This is a genomic window from Lancefieldella rimae ATCC 49626 (assembly GCF_000174015.1).
Lineage (GTDB): Bacteria > Actinomycetota > Coriobacteriia > Coriobacteriales > Atopobiaceae > Lancefieldella > Lancefieldella rimae.
Map to the genome: position 1 here is coordinate 548,299 of NZ_ACFE01000001.1, position 17,323 is coordinate 565,621.

Sequence of the window (17,323 nt, forward strand, 5' to 3'; positions counted from 1 at the left end):
ATACAAAAACTTCCACCAGCTATCAATATCAAAAGGAGTAAAAACTTGCTAAAGCGGTTTAGCGGCTTAGTTTGTCAGCTCAATGGTATATCGTTCGATCATTGCAAGTCTTATGAGAACTGTTGTCTTTCTTCATGAAGACGGAATTTCTGCCATGGTCGTAAGGTGTCAATCAGGAAATGCTCTTCGTCTGGAATATGGCCGACAACATTTGTTTTGCCGGTATTGATCATATCCGTGCAAGCAATCTGCATCTCTCCTGCATAGTGACCATAGAGACTGCTATCAATAATGACATCTCCACGGTGAATGCTCGCAGGTGCATTAAATACGTCAAAGGTATGTCCTTTGTACTTCATGCGACTCTGAGACGAACGGATCAGATTGTCAGAAACGTCCCCTCTGTTGCAGTGAAGTTCATCTAAAACAATGCTCTTCTCGACAGCCGGAATTGCATCCACAAGTTCCACGCCAAAACTTACCAGATCATGTGGTAGGGATTTGACTTTTTCAAACTCGGCTTTCGTAGCAAAGCAATTTGAAATGATAACGTCGTCAATGGTCCCCATTGAAATATAGTGTTCCACTTGCAGGTGCATGGGCATATGTCGATGCATCTCCAACGTGGGAAGCCCCTCGGTTACCGGCCAAGGCCCAAATGAATCTTGAACCTGACTGGTTACAAACGCCGCCGTATTGATTCCGTACTTTGTAAAACGCTCAGTGCAGCGGTTAAAAAATTCAAGTCCCAACCCCGAGTAACCATGAGGGTAAAAATTATGGCACCCAATGAGTTTGTTTTTGTTTGGCTGGTATTTCATGATGGTGTCGAGATAATCCACATCGTTACTCATATTGAGCTCAACAAACAGTCCCTCAGGATTGAATGTCATAAATGACTCTTCTTTTCCGGTGAACCCTAAATCAAGACGAAAGCCATCCGCACCGATCTCCTTAAAGAACGAGAGATCTCCATACGAGATGCCAAACTCCTTAAAAACCTGCGGATTTACATCAAGAATAATCTCAAACCCAAGGCGGTGCGCATACGCGTTAATGTCCGAAAACTTCTGAACAACAGCCTCTTTCGTACCCTGAACCGAAAGAAGACAGCTAAAAATACGAGAGAAGCCCGCTTCTGCCGCCATGTCAAGATATGCAAAGATTTCCTCTTGTGTGTTCTTCTCGGGATATATTGAAATTCCAAGGCGCTTCATGTTTCCACCTTCTCTAAAGATACGGCTTATTTGAGAACTTTTATCCCATACTCACATAGGCTTTCAGAGGATACTCGCTTTGGATACAAGTTTTCGCTCTACGGTAGGATCTGCGCTGTAAACGGTTACATCTGTACGTAATCGTGCAAAATGGACCGTTCGCACATGAAGCTCTTGACCTTTCAGTAGTATCTCGCTACGCTACAGGCGAGAAGAACATTTTCGTAATATCTTCTCGCCTTTTTGTTTGGCTTTTAAACCCCTGTATAAGGAGGTGCTTTATGTCTGATCACAGTCGAAGTTATCGTATTTGGGCGGAAAATTGTCCGTATCCACCGTGTTTGCTGTGCTCGATAAAGTGCCTCTATAACGGCGTTTTTCTCGCCAGCTAAGCACTGCGAATAGGGACAATCTACTCCGCGCCACATTCTTGCATCTGCCAGTCGGTGTCAGCACACATGACACAATTTTTTGAAACAGAGGTGCGCAATGGCTAAAACAAGGCGCGCGATTCAGAATCAAACAAACCGTACTCTCGACCGCGGCGACCTCGGTGCGCTGCTTGGTTTTGCTGCCACTCATTCGGAACAAAGCGTTTGTCGAAAGGCACGCGCGTATACAGGCGGCCTGCCGATTGATATTGCACAGGCAAAGCTTGATCTCAATGGTCCCAATGCAGTCTCTGAGACCGTTGAGGATCCTACGGTTATTCGCTTTTTAAAGTGCTTCGCAAGTCCCTTTACGCTCATTTTGATCGTATTAGCTGTGATCTCCTATGTGACCAATGTCGTGTTGGCCTCGCCCGGAGAAAAAGATCCCTCAACTGTCATCATCATTGCGGCCATGGTGCTCATCTCGGGCATCATCGACTTCGTGCAAAGCTCGAAAGGCGCCTCAGCGGCCGCGGCGCTTTCGAAGATGGTCACTGCCACTACGTGCGTGATCCGCCAGCCGATCAGCTTCGACAACTTTGAGGGCAACGAGAACAACGAGGACACTCTGTCTGAGGACGGCGCGGCACCCAACGGAAGCGAAATGCCCGACGAAAATAGAGACACCAACAGCTTTGACGATAAGTCTGCAACCGCCGGAAACGACGACAGCTTTGATAAGGAGATTCCTTTTGCTGAGGTAGTCGTCGGAGACGTAGTGCTTCTCGCCAGCGGAGACATGGTACCTGCAGACTGCCGCGTACTCGACGCTAAGGACCTCTTTGTAAACGAAGCTGCCCTGACCGGCGAATCCGAGCCTGTCGAAAAGCTGCCGGGCGTTGTACATGCACGGCGCCGTGCCGACGGAACACGCTACCCACTATCTCTTTCCGAGTGCACGAATCTGCTGTTTGCAGGCACTACCGTACAATCGGGCAGTGCCCGTACCGTCATAGTAGCCACCGGTGACGATACCTATGTAGGGCGCATGTCAAAGGCCCTCCAGCAGCCTGCCGCCGAGACAAGCTTTGACACGGGTTTGAAATCGGTCTCCAAGGTCCTTGTCGCCTTCATGCTGATCATGTGTCCGATCGTACTGCTCGTCAACGGCATCATGAAGGGAGACTGGCTGGACGCGCTTTTGTTCAGTGTCTCGGTTGCTGTTGGCATCACACCGCAGATGCTGCCCGTGATCGTTACCACCTGTCTCTCGCGCGGAGCCACACAGATGGCAAAGCGAGACGTCATCGTCAAGAGTCCCTCGGCAATCCAGAATCTCGGCGCCATCGATATCCTTTGCACCGACAAGACCGGCACCATCACAGCTGACGAGGTGGTGCTTGAGCACCATCTGAACGTCCTCGGCGAAGAAGATGAAGCTGTCTTGCGCCACGCCTTTCTAAACAGCTACTTTCAGACAGGGCTTCGCAACCTCATCGACAAAGCCATCATCAAGACCACCGAATGCCTTACTGATATCGATCATCTGACCGGCGATTACCGCAAGATCGACGAGGTCCCCTTCGATTTTGAGCGCCGGCGCATGAGCGTGGTGGTCGAGGATAGTTCAGGCAAGGCTCAGATGATCACCAAGGGCGCCGTCGAGGAGATCCTGACTGTCTGCAACTCCGTTGATCTTTGCACCGAGGTATCGCCGCTGACCGAAGCACAGCGCCGCGAGGTGCTTCGGAGAGTGCAAAACTTCAACGACGAGGGCATGCGCGTCATAGCGGTAGCTCAGAAGAATGATCCGCGGCCGGTAGGCGAGTTCGGCGTCGATGATGAATCCGAGATGACTCTCATCGGCTACCTGGCGTTTCTTGATCCACCTAAGGCAAGCGCCGCCGAGGCCGTCAAAAAGCTTGGTGAGAAGGGCGTCAGCGTCAAAGTCCTTACGGGCGACAATGAAGGTGTTGCAGCTGCCGTCTGCAAAAAGGTCGGCATCAAGGTCGATGCGCTTCTTTTAGGTGAGGAAGTTGAGAGCCTCTCCGATCAGGCACTTTGCAAGCGTGTCGAAGAAACGCAACTCTTTGCCAAGCTCTCTCCCATGCAGAAGGCGCGCGTTGTCGAAGCGCTGCGCCAAAATGGCCATATCGTAGGCTTCATGGGCGACGGCATCAACGACGCAGCTGCCATGCGTGCCTCTGACGTAGGCATCTCTGTAGACACTGCCGTCGATGTGGCAAAGGAATCGGCCGACATCATCCTGCTGCAGAAAGATCTTCTCGTCCTTGAGAGCGGTGTTGAGGAAGGCCGGCTCACCTACGGCAATACGATCAAATACATCAAGGCGACTGCCAGCTCAAACTTTGGCAACGTCCTTTCGGTCATGGTCGCCAGCCTGTTGCTTCCGTTTTTGCCTATGTCCGCGCTGCAGCTGCTGCTTTTGGGACTTGCCTATACACTGACCTGTATTGCGATCCCCTGGGATACGGTCGACGAGAGCTTTCTGGCAAAGCCCCGCTCATGGGAAGCGCGTTCCATCACAGGCTTCATGCTCTGGATAGGGCCGGTGAGCTCAATCTTTGACGTGCTCACATTCGCGCTCATGTTCTTCATCATCTCCCCTGCCCTTTCGGGCGGCAGCTGGGCGGAGCTGGTTGCCTCCGGCAATACCGCTGCCCAGGCTCTTTTTGTTGCGTCCTTCCAGACGGGCTGGTTCATAGAATCCATGTGGACCCAGACCTTTGTCTTGCACGCGCTGCGCACCGAGAAGCTGCCCTTCATCCAGGGCCGCCCCTCCGCGGCTCTGATGGCGCTCACTCTTATCGGCATTGCAGCGGTAAGTGCGCTGCCCTTCCTGCCCGTAGTATCCACTGCTCTTGGACTCATCCGCCTGCCGGAGGCCTTCTTCGGCTGGCTTTTGGCGCTCATGTTCGGCTATCTGATCCTTATTAGCATCGTCAAGACGATCTATATACGGCGGCATGGCTCGCTTTTGTAGTGCTGTAATAATCTTATATGAGGAGATGTAAAGATTGAGAGAGTCAGATCTTTATTGACCTATGAATGAGCCCGAAAATACTTATACTGAGGAAGACACCCAAGGCGTTCATATATGGACGGACCATGGCCTAGTGTATAGATATCTGTGGAACTTGTCCGCTCAGACACCTATCAATATGATAGGTCAATACATTAGGGATACTAGTTCTATCAGAAAAAGCTTTCATTTTTAATGTTTCACTTAATTTTGTTTTAGTAATATATTGCTCCAACTCATTGAGTAGAGTAATGCATGTCTCCATGCTCATCGACCTTCTGCTTAGATGATTTTCAAAACAATACGAGCATCGCAAATCACACTCTACAGTAAGAGCAACTATTAGGTTCATAGTACCATTAGCATGCATATCCATTAAGTCCACTATTTGATCTGGCGTAAGGCTATGTAATTTAATGCTTGTTTCGTCCTCTTTCTTAAATGCCTTATCAAATGAATCAAACCCGAATGGCTATTATTGTCAATCAGCTTGTAATACATTTTCGTTTCTATTCATTTTGAATTAAGGGCCTTGTCCCATATAACTTTTTTAGGCGTTTTATTATGCCTTTTTCTGCAAGCTCTTCAAAAGTCCCGACAGCGATAATTCGTCCCTCATGCAAAACAACAATCTTTGTAGCATACAAAAGACAGTTGATGTGGTGTGTGACCATTATAATGCACCTCTTTTGTCGCTCCTTAATCAATTGCCTCATAACAATAGCTTCATGCCTCGAATCAAGCGACGAGGTAGGTTCATCCAAAATAAGAATAGGTGCCTTTTTCAATAATGCGCGAGCAATAACTAAGCGTTGCCTCTCTCCACCTGATAGGCGTTTTCCCTCATCACCAATGACGGTTTTAAGGCCTAAAGGCAAATGTTCCACCAACTCAAGAGCCCCAACGGCCTGAAGCATCCGCTTCATGTGAACTTCATTGATAGCTGCATCTCCCATTGATAGATTCTCTTCAATACTAAGAGGCAGCAAACTACTGTCTTGAGAAACAAAAGAAATCCGTTGTCTAAACGTCGCGGGAGTTATCTGATTGACATTAATACCTTCCAAAAAGTAACTCCCCGCATATTGAGGGGAAAATCCCATAAATAAATTTAAAAGCGTGCTTTTTCCGGCTCCGCTCTCGCCGATAATCATGATGCATTCGCCTTTATGCGCGTCAAAATCTACATGAGAAAGAGCCGGCACGCTGCCATACATAACTCCTATATCGCGTAAAGATATGCAGGCTGCCGTTGTGTTAAATGTTACGTTAGGCAATATATTGTGGTCTATAACTCTAGCCCGCATATCGTTCTCTTTTAGCAGTACGACAAGTTCTTTCAAACTGTCCCGAGATGACCTTATAGAACAGAACGAGTCGTTAAAATCTATCATGTAATTAACAAGCGGCTGTGTAAACTGAACAAGAAACATGACCGTGCCTAAATCTCCATTTTGTTCATGCGTCAAAAATAATACGAACCCCAATGCTATCGGCAAGACCTCCGACAGATAGAACAGCATATTGCTCACGAGCTCATGTAATGCATATGTCTTTTCGTATTCTATTTTGGAACGTTCGGCAGCATGTATTACTTTTTCAGATTCGGAATACGCATGATTTTCCTGGTGAAATGCTCTAATCGTATCAATACCGGATACGGTCTCACCAAAATATGTACTAATGTGACTTGAGTCATGTTGTAATTTCTTCCGTTTAATTGAGAGCCTAGCGTAAAATGCAGTATGAACTATAGCTGCAGTAATAAAAATTACTAGATAAACAATACCAAATATGAGGCTAATTCTAGCTATTACCAAAAGTGACAAAAACGAAAGTACCAATGCGCTTACAAAACGAAATAAGTCCGTTGCGATAAGCTGAGCAGCCAATTCAGTGGCATCTAAAAGTCTAGATGTATATCCAGTTGGATCAATGATAACATCTTCTTTTTTCTCAAGAGCAGCAAAGGACTGCCTATATAAATCTGCCTTAACATAGATTTCTGAATTAGGGATAAGAAATTGCTCAATACTCTTCATGGCAAAGGTGCTTACCACACTTAGCACTAAACTTAGAGCAAGATATCTCATAAACCCTTGCCCTAAGACCAAATGATCATAGAAGCGCTCCAGCAAAACTGCTAACACATAGGAGCTGAGGAACTGAACTGTTACGAGTTTGATTTGCGCAAGAATCCATCCACGTCTACTTGTAGTCAAATGCGACAGTAAAAATAGTAAGTTACTACTTTCACGCATGTTTTCCCCTCCTTCATTATTACTAGAAGATCGGTACATCTGTATGGGTCTGCTCAGGTATGAAGTTTTTAATAAATAGGCTCTTGTCTTTTACCTTATGCACCCTTCCATTACAAACATGCAGAATGCAGTCTGCGTGCCTCATAATTGATTGATTATGCGTTGCAATAATGAAAGCCTTCTTTTTCTTAAGCACCTCAAATACATCAAGCGCCATAGCTATATTCTTAGCATCAAGTGAGCTTGTTGGTTCATCCATTCCTATGAGAGTTGCATTGCTTACGCAGGCTCTTGCAATGCATATGCGTTGCAATTGTCCACCTGAAAGAGATGCCAATCCACCAGCACCGATACAGGTCTCAAAGCCATTGGGGAGTTTCATGATAGCATCATAAATATCTAGCCTTCGACACAGCTCATATATCTCTTCATCACTTGCGGCAGAACCAAGTCGGATATTTTCCATTACAGAGGTCGAAAAAATGAAAGGATCCTGACTCACAAAAGCTGCTGCAGAAACTTTATCGTTCAGAGTTTCTTTTGCATAGAAAATCTCTCCCTCAGAAGGAGGATATATACCGCACAAAACATGTAAAAGAGTCGATTTTCCACTGCCGCTTTCACCTACGAGCACAGTCATCTGTCCCAAAAAACATGTAAAAGTTGCCTCAGAAAATACCTTTTTATCTCCATATGAAAAACCTACGTTATGCATGCATACGACATCTGTCGCACGCTTTGTGGCGCAGAAATTTACTCTACGGGTGGGTGAAAGTTTCAATATATCAATAATACGTTCCTCTGCTGCACTGTTCTTGTGACGCAGAGAAATAAACTGAGGAAGAAACAGGAGAAAATTATTCAAATGTCGCCGAAGCATACCAAAAAGAACGAACTTACCAAAAGTAACAGATCCAGATATAACCAAAGCTGTACCAATAGAGAAATGTAAAAATATAGGAATCATATTGATGTAGGACAATTTAATGGTATTTCGCGTAATCTTGAAGTTGTTATCTTTCGTCTTTACACAAATCTCAGAAAGAATAGACGTAAAACGGGTCAAGAAGAATGACTCTGCGTAAAAGGACTTAATTACTCGGAGTTGACTCACAATGGTATAGAGCAAGTTTGACATTTTACTATTACATTCACTGAGATGACAGTATGTTTCGTCCATGGACGAATCAATCTTAATGTTCATATATAGAATGAATGGCAGCACTGCAAATTCCGCAAGCGCGAACTTCCAATCAACAAAAAATGCAAGCGTAACAGCCAAGGTAGCGATACATCCACGCCGCAGGAGCACATAAAGGGTCTGTTCACGAAATGACTCAATCGCCTTTACATCTAGAGTTAACCTAACACTAAGATCGCCTTCTGTTACCTTAGCAACCGAAAGTACCGGAGCAGATATAAGAACAGAGTAAATACGGCGCCTTAGCTTAGAAATATGCTGCGCGCACGAAATCTTGAAAAGAAATGGAGTTAAAACACTCGAAACCCATTGAACAACAATTGCTGCAAGAAGAAACAACATACTACGTAAAAGCTGTTGCTCGCTAAAGCTATTGTATGCAAGCGCATCAACTGCTACACCTTCAAACCATGCAAGGGCAACATTTGCCCCACCTTCAATGAGAACAAATAACCACAAAAAAGCACTAATGCGCATGTCATTACTATGTATTTTACTGTTATGAGACTGCAAAGTACTCCACTATCCTAAAAGTATCCTAGGAAATCGTTACTGCATCAATACTTAAGCAGGGGCCGCCATAAGCAACGCGCAAGTAATCCTGTCATAATTTCCTACACCCCCCATAGAGACTATTTCGGAAACGTATCACATTCGAAATTCCAGAAATACTATAAAGAAGCTCGTTCACACGTCCACTGATACAAGAGATTAAAAACAGGCCTTTCGATTTTACCACCACGTATTTGATAAGCACGACGTAGAATTAAGTAAAATTTATCCCTGAGAAATGCTCCCTGACTGGTCTCGATATAAATCCCTTCGTCAACTGACCCAAAAAAGCTTCAACCGATTGATTCCCTCTATCCATATACGTTGTTGTCATTCTGATGAGATTCGAATTATAAATGCTTTTATTTCGAGCATTCCCCGAAGACACGCTTTGATGCCAAAGTTGTGCATAATGATTATTTGTTAATAACTCAGACACACAACCTTCTTGAATAATATACGTCTTGCATGCGTCTGATTCTTCATCATCAATGGAAACATAGCCAGAGCCTCTAATGCCACCATAATCAATAATTGACACATATTCTTGAAGTAGTTTAGGTGCCGCCACATCACCAATAAGGGGATGATTTTTATGAGAAAAATAGTATTCCACATTGTAGCCTCATTCAACCTGACAGCCGTCATATAGCAGATTTTTTAAAACTTCTATCCTAGAAACTCGTACTCTTTGACGTGCTCACATTCGCGCTCATGTTCGGCTATCTGATCCTTATTAGCATCGTCAAGACGATCTATATACGGCGGCATGGCTCGCTTTTGTAGTGCTGCTGCAATCTGATCGCATACTTCAGCCTTATCCCTGCACGACCTTGTCACGCAGTGCAGAATAAGGGTATAAGACCTCCGATGCCCGCCGACGTCGGAGGTTTTTATGACTATGCAAGATGCCCTTAAGCAGCGCATTTCCCTGCGCGCTTATGACGCGCGACCTATCGAGCCGGACAAGCTCCGTCAGCTTGAGGAAGCGATCTCCCGCTGTAATGCAGAGATGAAAAAGGATGCTGACCATCCCGCATACCTGCAGCTCACCGGCCCTCATCTTGAGGACGGCACCGCTGTCCATATGAAGAACCGGTCGATCGTAGGACCCATCTACCACTACATCGCAGGTTTTGCCACCGATGATCCCATTGCGCGCGAGATGATTGGCTACTATGGCGAGAAGCTCGTGCTCCTGGCAGAGCAGCTGGGTCTTGGCAGCTGCTGGATTGCCGAAACCTTCGACCCCAAGACACTGGCGCAAACCGAGCGTGAAGGGCTTGATCTGCAGATCATTATCTCGCTTGGCTATGCGCCGGCAACAATACCGCTCAAACAGCAGGGGATCCGCACTGCCATCCGTCTGCGCACCAAGAAACCCGCACAGATCATGACCGTGAATGGCGCTCCGGCAGCACTCTCCGACGTACCCGCATGGTTTGTACGCGGCCTTGACGCCGTGCTTCTCGGCCCCACAGCAATCAACAAGCTGCCGGTAGTGTTCGATCTGAGCAATGGCGCTGTCAGTGCCTCAATGCCTGACCAACGACACCGTGTGCAGGACTTTGACCTGGGCATCAGCAAGCTCCACTTTGAACTTGGCGCCGATCTTGCAGGGCAGTGGGAATGGGGTCAGCCCGGAAAATTCATCAGGGCATAAACAGTACACCATGATCTCTCAGATAGATGCCTGCAAGCACCTTCGCTTGCAGGCATTATTTTGACCGAAGTTTTCGCTGTTTGCCGGTCTGTTTGCTGCTCTGTTTGCCGATCTCTACGCAATCTTCCAGCCGACGGTCTTCTCGCGCATGTTTACGAAGTCGGCATAAAGTCCGCCTTCCGCCATAAGCGATTCATGCGTTCCGCGCTGAACGATACGACCCTTATCAAGCACGAGAATTTGATCGGCATTGCGCACGGTCTTCAAGCGATGCGCAATCATAATGACCGTCTTTGACTTCGTAAGCTCCGAAATGGCGTGCTGTAACTCAAGCTCATTTTCAGGGTCAACATTAGCCGTTGCCTCATCCAAAACCACGATGGGTGCATCTTTCAAAATGGCACGTGCAATGGAAAGACGCTGGCGCTCACCGCCGGAAAGTGAAGAGCCGCTCTCACCCAATCGCGTGTCATAGCCGTTTGGCAGCGCCTGAATAAACTCCTCACAACAGGCTCGGCGGGCAGCGTCCACCACTTGCTCATGCGTTGCTTCGGGGCTTCCGAACTTGATGTTATTTTCAATAGTATCGTCAAAAAGAAATACGCCCTGGAAAACCGTAGAAAAATTCTGCAGCAGCGAGTCAACCTTATAATCGCGTACATCGCGGCCGCCCAGAGTAACCGCACCGGAATCCACATCCCAAAAGCGCTCAATCAGACGCACAAGCGTTGTTTTGCCGGATCCGCTTGGTCCCACAATGGCACATGAACTACCTGCGGGAACGGAAAGACTCACACCGTCAAGCACGCGCCTGTCGTCATATCCAAACGTGACGTCGGAAACTTCTATGTCAAAGGCATTGGCCTTCTCGACACCCGCGCCTTCGTCCATGGGAGGCGTGGCGAGAAGCGCGTTGGTTTGTTCCATGGCAAGCTCAATATTGCGAAGGATTGCCGAGAAACGACCGGCAGCCTCAAGACGGCTAAACATCATAAACGACATCACCACAACCGTAAGACAGATGGCAGTATCAAGGCTTCCCGACAACCACAGACCCACCGCAATCAAACACATCGCAACGCTTGTTGCTTTGGAAACGACCATCTGCAGAATAGAAAAACGCAGTGCCTTAAATTCAAGCGACAAAGCCTGATCTCGGCAATCGTCAACGGTTCGCGAAAACTTCCCTTCCGCGTCATCGACAAGCGAAAACGCACGAACCACGCTGATACCGCGAACGTACTCAAGAACGGCACTGACAAGTTTTGTATTGGCTTCCGTAAGCTTACTTGCGGTCGTACGTACATATCTTTGCAAAAGCTCCATGCTCGCACAAAAAAGAACCAACGTGAGGGCACATATAATGCCAAGACGTATGTCCAAGAAGAGCAAGAATACGACAATGATGCAGGAAAACGCGAGGCCACCCACAATGGTCATGTACAGAAGACCACCGAGGTTTTGCATGACGTCCAGCTGATTGGTCATGACGGACGTTACTTCGCCAAGGCTATTCTCGTTAAAGTACCCCATGGGCAAATGGCGCAGCGTATCTCCCACTTCTGTTCGCTTCCGGCCGGCCATGCTAAAGTTGGCGTCGCAAAAATTCTCACTCTTAAAATGAGAGCACACAAACGTCCCTGCAATACTTATGAGCATAACCCCTAGTGCAATCAGAGCCGTCTGGTTCGACAGCGTATTTGTTGTAAGTGCGCTGAATACGATCCAAAGCGCCGTAATTTGCAGACCCTCAAACATACAGGTCAGAAGTGTAAACAAGAGGCCCTTGAGGAGCTTATCGCGATATGTGTCTCCGAACTGGAAATACATTTTCAATACAGAAAGCATTGTCGGCTCCTTTCTTAAGCCTCGTCGAGTGCGCCGATATGAGCGCGGTACATACGCGCATACAGCGGACAGGTATCCATAAGCCGGTTGTGTGTACCCTCGGCTTCAATGGTTCCGTTATTGACAACTACGATCTTGTCGGCATTTTGTACCGTTGAAAGGCGATGCGCGATAACCACCAAGGTCTTGCCCGCCACAAGTTTTGCCACCGCAGATTCGACTTCTGCCTCGGACTCCGGGTCGGCGTAGGCCGTGGCCTCATCAAGCAAAATAATCGGGGCGTCTTTAAGCATGGCGCGAGCAATGGCCACACGCTGGCGCTCTCCGCCGGACAGATGTCCTCCCGAACCGCCAACCACCGTTTGATAACCCGCGGGAAGCGAATGTATAAAATTATGGCAACCGGACGCCTTTGCACAGGCGATAACCTCTTCATCCGTGGCGTCTTTGCGACCCATCCGGATGTTTTCCATGATGGTGTCGTCAAAGAGATAGCTGTCCTGGTCAACGTAGGCGACAAGATCGGCAAGCTGAGACGGACACAGCTGGCAGATATCTTTTCCGCCGATTGAAACCGATCCTGACGTAGGATCCCAAAAGCCCGCGACAAGCCTTGCAAGGGTGGATTTACCCGAACCACTTGGACCGACAAATGCCGTTACCTGGCCAGAGTTGATGGTAAGGTCAACGCCGTGAATAACTTCGTTAGCATCGTAGGCAAAATGAACGTCTTTGAGTTTGATGTCTGTACCTTCAAGAACACCGGGCTTCTCGGCACGCTTTTGGTCCGGATAGTTCAGGACTTCCGAAATCTCTTCGACAATCGTTCCCACCTGAGCAAGCGAATCTCCAAAACTCATGGCTGCATACAGGGGTTGAAAGGCGCCGAGCGACAGTACCGCGCACATAACCAATGTCGCGGGTTCAAGCGAACCCTGCATTACAAAAAGGCAGCCCAAGGGAAGAACCACCACGAGAGTTGCAGGCGCAATGGAAAGCATTGCATCCTGCCAAATTTGACAGTGGCTCATCCAGTCAATAAAGGCATGCGCGGATGCATAGACCGCTTTTGAGAACTTCTCGTATGAGCTGGCAGATTGACCAAACGCTTTGATTACCTCGATGCCCGAAACATACTCGACCGAAGTATTATTCATCTCTTTACCTGTTGTAATGGTATTTTGGTACCACGCCTCATAGTCTTTCATCATACCTGCCATACAGGCAAGGCCCACGAAGATAGTAAGGAATGTTGCGAGGGCAAGTCGCCAGTCCAGAACGCCCAAGTATATAAAAATTGCAATTACAACCGTAATATTTGAGGTGAGCTCGGGAACCGCGTGAGCAAGCGTGGTTTCAATGCCGTCAACTTTTTCAACAAGGAGACGCTTGAGCGTGCCGGACGGTGTATCAAGCACATACCCCATGGGAATATGGGTAAGCTTTTGTGCAAGACGGATACGAAGGTTGGCAATGGTCGCGAACGTTGCGATATGTGAAACCGTCGTTGAGAGATGATGAAAGATGATCTGCACTGCATAGCTTACCGCTGCAATGCAAGCCCACTGCACGTAAAACGACCAATCTCGTACCGCATTAAAAATACCGACAACCATATTTCCGGCAGCAAAATAAGGAACCATACCACCGGCAACACCAATGATGGCGAGGAGAACCGAAAAGGCGTATGTCCCTTTTTTACCGGACCACTCAAGCAGTACCGCGACGGGATTTGCTTGAGGCTGTTGGGTTCGTTTCTCTTGAGAGCCGCGTAACTCTTCCTGCTGTTCGGACCCTTGTTTTTCCATATAATCCTCCTGTACAGACTATAGAACAGCACATGAATATCTTATTTTGGATAACTACTCTGGCGGTAAATTCTCGGCGACCCACCGCATAAGTTAGTCATGGAAAACTCATATATTAGTGTTGCGCGCCCATAAGTAAAAAGCAATAGGGCTTTTGCGATCTACCACTCACGCTTATTTATATAACGTTTGCGGAATAGCTCTTCTCCGCCCGACTTAATCTCCTCACGACGGGTATATGACGATGCATGTATTCATTCCTCATTAAAGGAGAGAGGATAGTTCAATGGATATTTCGCAAGTAAAAAATGTAACCGTTGCGGGCGGCGGCGTCTTAGGCAGCCAAATTGCATTTCAAATTGCCTATAGCGGATATGACACTACTATTTGGCTCCGCACCGATGCTTCAATTGGTCGCGCGCAACCCAAGATTGACCGTTTGAAAGAGATTTATCTGAACACCCTTGAGGCACTCAAAACCAACCCCAAAGCATATGCCTATGGTCTTATTGCCAAAGAGGATATTACAGCCGAGAAGCTCGACGAACTCAAAGGTCGCGTCGAAGAGGCATACGCGCATCTCAAGCTCACTACCGACTGGGACGAAGCGTTCAACGATGCGGACTTTGTCATTGAATCCGTTGCCGAAGAGCCCAAGCAGAAGATTGCATTTTATAGCGAGCTGGCAAAGCATTTGCCGGAGAAGACGGTTATCGCCACCAACAGCTCAACCATGATTCCAAGTATGTTCGCTGAGCACACGGGCCGTCCCGAGAAGTACCTTGCACTCCACTTTGCCAACGAAATTTGGAAAAATCCACTCGCTGAGGTAATGGGGCACGCCGGTACCGCACAGGAAAATTTCGACCTCGTTGTCGCCTTTGCCGCAAGTATCCGCATGATTCCCGTTAAGGTTCTCAAAGAACAGCCGGGTTACCTTCTCAATTCGATGCTTGTTCCCTTCTTGTCAGCCGCAGAGGGCCTTTGGGCCGGCGGCATAGGATCGCCTGAGGATATCGACCGAGCTTGGATGATTGGTACGGGTGCGCCTGCAGGACCATTCAGAATCCTGGACATTATCGGCCTCACCACTGCCTACAACGTGGGAATGCTCAATCCTAAGGCGCAGCAGGAAGGCACCATTGAAAATCGTATCGTTACGCTACTGAAAGAAAAGATCGACGCTGGAGAGCTCGGCATTAATGCCGGCAAGGGCTTCTACACATACGGAAAGTAGCTCGTAAGAGCCGTCCCGATGGGAGCTCATGGCAGGAGTCCCATAGAATCGAAGAACGTCCCGAAAATCGCACAGTCGATCTTCTCGGGACGTTCTTTTGTGTAGTGCTCCTGCACGCGGCACTCTCGCGCGCATTATTTCTTTTTGGTTGCAACTCACCCGCGAACGCCCGTACAGGCAAGCGACGTGCCATCATAGCGGTACTACATCATTTGTGACCAGGAAGGGTATCCATGTCGAATCTTAAAACACCTCCGTTTACCTTTGATATCGTCGGCAGTTTCTTGCGCCCCGCGTACCTCAAAGAGGCGCGCACCAACTTTGCAGCAGGTCGTATTTCCCGTGAGGAACTCACCGCAACGGAAGACAGAGCCATTTCCGAACTTGTCCATAAAGAAAAAGAAATCGGTCTCAAGGCCGTTACCGACGGTGAATTTCGCCGCACTATGTGGCACCTGGACTTTCTTGAGGAACTCCAGAATGTTGAGCATGTTGATACGGCACATTGGTCTGTTGAGTTCAAAGGTCCAAAACCCAAGGGAGCTCAGCTGACATTTACGGGAAAAATTGCCTTCGGGGAGCATCCTTTTCTCGAGCACTTCAAAAGGCTGCAGGAAATCACCGGTAATCACCTCGTTAAGCAGACTATACCTTCCCCATCGATGCTACATCTGATCCCCTGCATACGCGGCAAAGAAAGCTATCGGCCCATTGAGCGCTATCAGGACGAGAGCAACCTCTATGACGACATTGTCGAGACGTATCAAGATGCCATCCGTGCCTTTTATAACCTTGGCTGCCGCTACCTGCAGTTTGATGACACCAGCTGGGGCGAATTCTGCGACATCGAGAAGCGCGCTGCCTATGAAGCCTTAGGCATTGATCTCAATAAAGTTGCACACGACTACGTTGACTGCATCAATCGGATTCTTGCGTCCAAGCCCGCCGACATGACCATCACCACACATATTTGCCGGGGCAATTTCCGCTCAACATGGTTTTCTTCAGGCGGCTATGATCCGATTGCGAAGACACTTTTCCAGGCAAACTACGACGGGTTCTTCCTTGAATATGATTCCGATCGCTCGGGTGATTTTGCGCCTTTAGCGCATGCCGGAAACCGCATCGTCGTGCTTGGGCTTCTCACTTCAAAATTCCCTGAGCTTGAGGATGAAAATGCTGTTATCGCCCGCATCCACGAAGCCGAGAAGTACCTTCCGCTTGAACAGCTCCGCCTTTCAACGCAATGCGGCTTTTCTTCAACGGAGGAAGGCAACGTAATGACTGAAGACGAACAGTGGGCAAAACTTGCTCACGTTAAGCGTATTGCCAAGAAGGTCTGGGGAAATTAATACGTTTTCTCAAGAAACAAATATGAAGTGAATCCAGGCAGGAAATGAACCGAGTACACAATGAGTCCACGTAAAAGGTTCATTTTCCGCCTGGTTCATATCCTTAACTTATAAGATTCAGACCCGTGAAATATCCTGAGAACAACTGCGCGGCCCTCTACAACTTTATATATACAAACATATTCTCCGCAAAACAGCTTGCGGTATCCAAGACGTCGTAAATCACTATCATGGTGAAGAGGGCCAAGCAAAGGCGTTTCTTCCAAAAGACGCATAGTATCCAGTATTTTCTTCATGAAATTTTCAGCAGACTTTGGGCCAACCGCCTTAATCTTATACTTTGCTATTTGACGGATGTCTTCCCAAGCGGATTGTTGAATGAGCATATTATGCTTTGGCATCTCTAAACATCTCATTAAGCATTGTTTCAACTTCATCGATTGAGTACGATTCCTCGCCTGCAAGACGACGAGCTTCTGCTTCAAGAATCATGGCCTTTTGCTCGAGTTGTGTCTTTAATCCTTCAAAAGCTTCAATGGAGAGCACAACGATATCACCTTCGCCATTCTTAGTGATATAGATAGGCTCATTACTTTCATGTGCAAGACTGGAAATCTTCGTATAGTCATTCCTCAGTACCGTTGAAGAGGTGATGTTCATTACATATCCAATCATTCTACTATTTTTCTAATAGAATTATATCATTTACTTCAAACTTTATATAGCAACAAGTGCATTACGAGCCTCAGCGTCCATCGAAATCAACTAAT

General features: G+C 47.5%; 13 protein-coding genes. 4 read left to right on the forward strand and 9 right to left on the reverse strand.

The genetic code is table 11. The features are described 5' to 3' along the window. Positions 1 to 110 precede the first annotated feature (110 nt). The gene (locus ATORI0001_RS02600) at positions 111 to 1,217 is read right to left on the reverse strand and encodes a DUF871 domain-containing protein (protein WP_003148479.1); all 1,107 of its coding nucleotides are present in this window, start codon (positions 1,215 to 1,217) and stop codon (positions 111 to 113) included. A 489-nt stretch (positions 1,218 to 1,706) separates the two neighbouring features. Here ATORI0001_RS02600 and mgtA point away from each other — a divergent pair, with 489 nt between their 5' ends. Next, on the forward strand, positions 1,707 to 4,592 hold the full coding sequence (mgtA, locus tag ATORI0001_RS02605; protein ID WP_003148248.1) for a magnesium-translocating P-type ATPase: 2,886 nt from the start codon (positions 1,707 to 1,709) through the stop codon (positions 4,590 to 4,592). A 548-nt stretch (positions 4,593 to 5,140) separates the two neighbouring features. Here the strand turns inward: mgtA and ATORI0001_RS07605 are convergent. The 4 genes from ATORI0001_RS07605 to ATORI0001_RS07925 form a co-directional block, all read right to left on the reverse strand. After that, positions 5,141 to 6,892: an ABC transporter ATP-binding protein gene (locus tag ATORI0001_RS07605; protein ID WP_003148169.1), complete on the reverse strand. Its 1,752-nt coding sequence runs from the start codon at positions 6,890 to 6,892 to the stop codon at positions 5,141 to 5,143. A gap of 22 nt (positions 6,893 to 6,914) precedes the next feature. After that, entirely contained in the window at positions 6,915 to 8,570 is a 1,656-nt protein-coding gene (locus ATORI0001_RS02615; protein WP_003148778.1) for an ABC transporter ATP-binding protein, read from the reverse strand. A 289-nt stretch (positions 8,571 to 8,859) separates the two neighbouring features. Further along, entirely contained in the window at positions 8,860 to 9,261 is a 402-nt protein-coding gene (locus ATORI0001_RS07815; RefSeq protein ID WP_155811524.1) for a metallopeptidase TldD-related protein, read from the reverse strand. A gap of 53 nt (positions 9,262 to 9,314) precedes the next feature. Beyond that, on the reverse strand, positions 9,315 to 9,485 hold the full coding sequence (locus tag ATORI0001_RS07925; RefSeq protein ID WP_003148644.1) for a hypothetical protein: 171 nt from the start codon (positions 9,483 to 9,485) through the stop codon (positions 9,315 to 9,317). Positions 9,486 to 9,540: 55 nt separating this feature from the next. Between ATORI0001_RS07925 and ATORI0001_RS02625 the strand changes: the two genes are divergently transcribed. Further along, a complete protein-coding gene (locus ATORI0001_RS02625; protein WP_155811525.1) occupies positions 9,541 to 10,308 on the forward strand; it encodes a nitroreductase family protein in 768 nt (255 codons plus the stop codon). A 114-nt stretch (positions 10,309 to 10,422) separates the two neighbouring features. On the opposite strand, the gene ATORI0001_RS02630 is transcribed toward ATORI0001_RS02625, so the two are convergent. Both ATORI0001_RS02630 and ATORI0001_RS02635 read right to left on the reverse strand, forming a co-directional pair. Continuing rightward, positions 10,423 to 12,156, reverse strand: coding sequence for an ABC transporter ATP-binding protein (locus ATORI0001_RS02630; RefSeq protein WP_003148405.1), 1,734 nt, complete (start codon positions 12,154 to 12,156; stop codon positions 10,423 to 10,425). A gap of 14 nt (positions 12,157 to 12,170) precedes the next feature. Further along, on the reverse strand, positions 12,171 to 13,964 hold the full coding sequence (locus ATORI0001_RS02635; protein WP_003148809.1) for an ABC transporter ATP-binding protein: 1,794 nt from the start codon (positions 13,962 to 13,964) through the stop codon (positions 12,171 to 12,173). 286 nt (positions 13,965 to 14,250) lie between these two features. On the opposite strand from ATORI0001_RS02635, the gene ATORI0001_RS02640 reads away from it, so the two are divergent. Continuing rightward, positions 14,251 to 15,201, forward strand: a complete 951-nt coding sequence (locus tag ATORI0001_RS02640) for a 3-hydroxyacyl-CoA dehydrogenase (RefSeq protein ID WP_003148186.1) — start codon at positions 14,251 to 14,253, stop codon at positions 15,199 to 15,201. Between the two features lie 233 nt (positions 15,202 to 15,434). Next, on the forward strand, positions 15,435 to 16,553 hold the full coding sequence (locus tag ATORI0001_RS02645; RefSeq protein ID WP_003148226.1) for a 5-methyltetrahydropteroyltriglutamate--homocysteine S-methyltransferase: 1,119 nt from the start codon (positions 15,435 to 15,437) through the stop codon (positions 16,551 to 16,553). Positions 16,554 to 16,648: 95 nt separating this feature from the next. On the opposite strand, the gene ATORI0001_RS02650 is transcribed toward ATORI0001_RS02645, so the two are convergent. Together ATORI0001_RS02650 and ATORI0001_RS02655 are read right to left on the reverse strand one after the other, a co-directional pair. Further along, a complete protein-coding gene (locus ATORI0001_RS02650; RefSeq protein ID WP_040324422.1) occupies positions 16,649 to 16,954 on the reverse strand; it encodes a type II toxin-antitoxin system RelE/ParE family toxin in 306 nt (101 codons plus the stop codon). Beyond that, positions 16,941 to 17,228: a type II toxin-antitoxin system Phd/YefM family antitoxin gene (locus ATORI0001_RS02655; RefSeq protein WP_244851830.1), complete on the reverse strand. Its 288-nt coding sequence runs from the start codon at positions 17,226 to 17,228 to the stop codon at positions 16,941 to 16,943. The genes ATORI0001_RS02650 and ATORI0001_RS02655 overlap by 14 nt, the downstream gene beginning before the upstream one ends. Positions 17,229 to 17,323 lie beyond the last annotated feature (95 nt).